The 4172-nt window shown below is 69.8% G+C and carries 4 protein-coding genes and 1 pseudogene; all 5 read left to right on the top strand.

Translation table 11 applies throughout. The annotated features are described in order from the left end of the window. Positions 1–486, top strand: a 486-nt coding sequence (locus BMG07_RS39935; RefSeq protein ID WP_198089102.1) for a transporter substrate-binding domain-containing protein, incomplete at its 5' end; no start/stop codon positions are given. A gap of 140 nt (positions 487–626) precedes the next feature. After that, the gene (locus BMG07_RS39930; RefSeq protein WP_269759879.1) at positions 627–1406 is read left to right on the top strand and encodes an amino acid ABC transporter ATP-binding protein; all 780 of its coding nucleotides are present in this window, start codon (positions 627–629) and stop codon (positions 1404–1406) included. Continuing rightward, positions 1406–2155 carry a sugar phosphate isomerase/epimerase gene (locus tag BMG07_RS39925; protein WP_198089101.1) on the top strand — a complete coding sequence of 250 codons (750 nt, stop codon included), beginning with the start codon at positions 1406–1408 and terminating at the stop codon, positions 2153–2155. Before BMG07_RS39930 ends, BMG07_RS39925 begins: the two co-directional genes overlap by 1 nt. Before the next feature lie 10 nt (positions 2156–2165). Further along, complete coding sequence (locus tag BMG07_RS39920; protein WP_198089100.1) at positions 2166–3119, top strand: sugar kinase; 954 nt, start codon at positions 2166–2168, stop codon at positions 3117–3119. Between the two features lie 5 nt (positions 3120–3124). Next, positions 3125–4107 (top strand): annotated as a pseudogene (locus tag BMG07_RS39915) (2-hydroxyacid dehydrogenase). Positions 4108–4172 lie beyond the last annotated feature (65 nt).

Below are 4172 nucleotides of genomic sequence, written 5' to 3'. Positions count from 1 at the left end.
TCGCTGGCCGTGACGCCCGAGCGCGCCAAGCAGGTGCAGTTCTCGCAGCCCTACGCGGCCGCCACCATCGTGCTGTACGGCGCGAGCAAGACCCCCATCAAGGCAGCCGCCGACCTGAAGGGCCTGCGCGTGGGCGTGGCCCGTGCGTCGACGCAAGACGTGGCCGTGACCAAGGCCGCGCCCGAAGGCACCGAAATCCGCCGCTTCGACGACGACGCATCGGCCATGCAGGCACTGATCTCGGGCCAGGTCGACGCCATCGGCTGCTCGGTCACCGTGGCCGCGCAGATCGCCAAGCGCGTGCCCGCCAACACCTACGAAAACAAGTTCACGCTGGTGCAGCAGTCGATGGGCATCGCAATGCGCCCCGGCCAGGAAGAGCTGACCAAGGCCGTGAACGAGTTCGTGCAGAAGAACACCGCCAACGGCGAGCTGAACAAGCTCTATCAAAAGTGGCTGCAGGTCGACCTGCCAAAAATGAACTAACCCCCCAGTCTTCGCGCACTTCGTGTCGCGACGCCAACCCCCTTGCAGGGGGCAACACCAGCGGCCCGGCAAAGCCGGTTTCGCGGTGTTCCACGAGAAGTCGCAGAGGGCCGAACAATGAAATATCGGAAGCAACGAGCATGACGGACGCAGTCACAAACGCCGCGACCACGGAATCGATCATCCGCATGGAAGCGGTCAACAAGTGGTACGGTGAATTCCAGGTGTTGACCGGCATCGACCTGTCGGTGCGCCAGGGCGAGCGCATCGTGATCTGCGGGCCTTCGGGCTCGGGCAAGTCGACGCTCATCCGCTGCATCAACCGGCTCGAGACGGTGCAGAAGGGCCGCATCGTGGTCGACGGCATCGACCTCACGGCCGGCGGCAAGAACGTCGACGCGGTGCGCGCCGAGGTCGGCATGGTGTTCCAGCAGTTCAACCTGTTCCCGCACCTGACCATCCTCGAGAACTGCACGCTCGCGCCGATGCGCTCGCGCGGCATGAGCAAGGCGCAGGCCGAGGAGGTGGCCATGAAGTACCTCAAGCGCGTGCGCATTCCCGAGCAGGCCAACAAGTACCCCAGCCAGCTCTCGGGCGGCCAGCAGCAGCGCGTGGCCATTGCGCGTGCGCTGTGCATGGCGCCCAAGATCATGTTGTTCGACGAGCCCACCTCCGCGCTCGACCCCGAGATGGTCAAGGAAGTGCTCGACACCATGATCGGCCTGGCCGAAGACGGCATGACCATGCTGTGCGTGACCCACGAAATGGGCTTTGCCCGCAGCGTGGCCGACCGCGTGATCTTCATGGCCGAAGGCAAGATCGTCGAGCAGGCGCCGCCTGAAGAGTTCTTCGGCAACCCCAAGGACGAGCGCACGCGCCAGTTCCTCGGCCAGATCCTCAGCTCGCACCAGGGCCACTGATGTCCTTCGAGGTCCTGATTTCTCTGTCGTCCTTCGGTGCGGCCGAGGTGGGCCGGCACGGCCAGTTGTGGTGTTCCCAGCTGGCCCGCGCGGCCGGCGCCGACTCGGTGGAAGTGCGCGGCGAGATGCTGCGCGACGCCGATGCGGAACTGCCCGCGCTGAACGGCCTCGCGTCGGTGTATTCCAGCCCCGAGGGCCTGTGGGCCCAGGGCGGCTGGCTCGACAGCGCCGCGCTCAAGCGCGGCATTGCCGCCGCCACGCGCGTGGGCGCCAGGCGGCTGAAGATGTCCATCGGCGACTTCCAGTCGTCGTCGCACGGCTCGCTCTGGGGCCTGAAGGTGGAGCTGGCCGAAACCCGCGTCGAGCTGCTCATCGAGAACGACCAGACCGTGCGCGCCGGCACGCTGGCCGCGCTGCAGGCCTTCTTCGACGCGGCCGACCGCGCCGGCGTGCCGCTGGGCATGACCTTCGACATGGGCAACTGGCACTGGCTCGGCGAGTGCCCGCTGCAGGCCGCGCAGGCGCTCGGCCACCGCGTGCGCTATGTGCATTGCAAGGGTGCGCAGCGCCTGCCGCACAAGTGGGTGGCGGTGCCGCTGGGCGACTCGGTCGCGCCGTGGCGCGCCGTGCTGCGCGCGCTGCCGGCCGACGTGCCGCACGCCATCGAATACCCGCTCGTGGGCGACGACCTGCCGGCCGTCACCCGCGCGCAGATCGACTTCATCCGCGCCGCGCGCGCGCAGAACTAGAACCACAGCCATGACAGAACCAACCGCCTTCGATGTCGCCCTTTTCGGCGAGGCCATGCTGCTGCTGGTGGCCGACCGGCCCGGTCCGCTGGAAGACGCGCAGTCGTTCCACAAGCGCACCGCCGGCGCCGAGACCAACGTGGCCATCGGCCTGTCGCGCCTGGGCCTGAAGGTGGGCTGGGCCAGCCGCCTGGGCACCGACTCCATGGGCCGCGCGCTGCTGGCCGCGATGCGCGCCGAGGGCATCGACTGCTCGCACGTGATCACCGACGCCGCGCAGCGCACCGGCTTCCAGTTCAAGGGCCGCGTCACCGACGGCAGCGACCCGCCGATCGAATACCACCGCAAGGGCTCGGCCGCCAGCCACATGGGCCCGGCCGACATCGACGAGCCCTGGCTGCGCTCGGCGCGCCACCTGCACGCCACCGGCGTGTTCGCCGCCATCTCCGAGACCAGCCTGCAGGCCGCGCTCAAGTCGATGGACGTGATGCGCGCCGCCGGCCGCACCATCTCGTTCGACACCAACCTGCGCCCCACGCTGTGGTCGTCCACCGAGACCATGCGCCACTGGGTCAACGAACTCGCCTCGCGCGCCGACTGGGTGCTGCCCGGCATCGAAGAGGGTCTGCTGCTCACCGGCCATGACAAGCCCGAGGACGTCGCCCGCTTCTACCGCGAACGCGGCGCGAAGCTGGTGGTGGTGAAGCTCGGCGCCGAGGGCGCCTACTACGACAGCGACACGGCCGGCACCGGCCGCGTCGACGGCTTCCCCGTGAAGGAAGTGATCGACACCGTGGGCGCGGGCGACGGCTTCGCGGCCGGCGTGGTGAGCGCCCTGCTCGAAGGCCGCAGCGTGCCCGACGCCGTGCGCCGCGGCGCGTGGATCGGCGCCCGCGCCGTGCAGGTGCTGGGCGACACCGAAGGCCTGCCGACGCGCGCGCAACTCGAAGAAGCGGGGCTGTGAACAGCATGACGCAGCACAAGAACATCCTCGTCTTCCGGCCGCTGCCCGAAGACCAGCTGGCGCGCCTGCAGGCCGCGCACCACGTCACCGTGGCCGACCCGCGCAAGGAGCCCGAGGCCTTCGCCGCCGCGCTGCGCACCGCCCACGGCCTGATCGGCTCGAGCCACCCGGTCGATGCCGCGCTGCTCGACGCCGCGCCGCAGCTGCAGGTGATTTCGAGCGTGTCGGTGGGTGTCGACAACTACCCGCTGGCCGAGCTGCACAAGCGCGGCATCGTGCTGTGCCACACACCCGACGTGCTGACCGAGACCGTGGCCGACACCGTGTTCGCGATCCTCATGGCCACGCAGCGCCGCGTGGTCGAGCTGTCGAACCTGGTGCGCGAAGGCCGCTGGACCAAAAACATCGGCGAAGAACTCTTCGGCACCGACGTGCACGGCAAGACGCTGGGCATCCTGGGCTTCGGCCGCATCGGCCAGGCCGTGGCGCGCCGCGCCGCGCTGGGCTTCGGCATGCCGGTGCTCTACCACGCACGCCGCCCGGTCGACCTGGCCACGCAGCGCCCGAGGTGCAGGGCCGCGCCACGCACACCCCGCTGGACGACCTGCTCGCGCGCGCCGACATCGTGCTCGCCATGCTGCCGCTGACCGATGCCACGCGCGGCATGATCGACGCCGCCTTCTTCGCGCGCATGAAGCCCGGCGCCGCCTTCATCAACGGCGGCCGCGGCGCCACCGTGAACGAAGACGCGCTGCTGAATGCGCTCGACCACGGCACCCTGCGCGCCGCCGGCCTCGACGTGTTCGCGAAAGAGCCGCTGCCGGCCGACTCGCCGCTGCGCACCCACCCGCGCGTGACGCCGCTGCCGCACATCGGCTCGGCCACGCACGAGACGCGCCACGCCATGGCCGAACTGGCGACGACCAACCTGCTGCAGGTGCTGACGGGCGAGACGCCGACCGCGCCGTACGACACGGCCAGCGCATGACCGGTGCCAGGCTTTTCTCCCTCCCCTCTGGGGGAGGGCAGGGGTGGGGGCCAGCGGCGTGACCA

The organism is Variovorax sp. E3 (assembly GCF_016082275.1).
GTDB lineage: Bacteria > Pseudomonadota > Gammaproteobacteria > Burkholderiales > Burkholderiaceae_C > Variovorax.
This window is presented reverse-complemented; position numbering and strand designations above follow the sequence as displayed.

Excerpts from the sequence above, each read along its gene's own strand:
- BMG07_RS39930 (WP_269759879.1), top strand. The coding sequence starts at position 627 with ATGACGGACGCAGTCACAAACGCCGCGACCACGGAATCGATCATCCGC.
- BMG07_RS39925 (WP_198089101.1), top strand. The coding sequence starts at position 1,406 with ATGTCCTTCGAGGTCCTGATTTCTCTGTCGTCCTTCGGTGCGGCCGAG.
- BMG07_RS39920 (WP_198089100.1), top strand. The coding sequence starts at position 2,166 with ATGACAGAACCAACCGCCTTCGATGTCGCCCTTTTCGGCGAGGCCATG.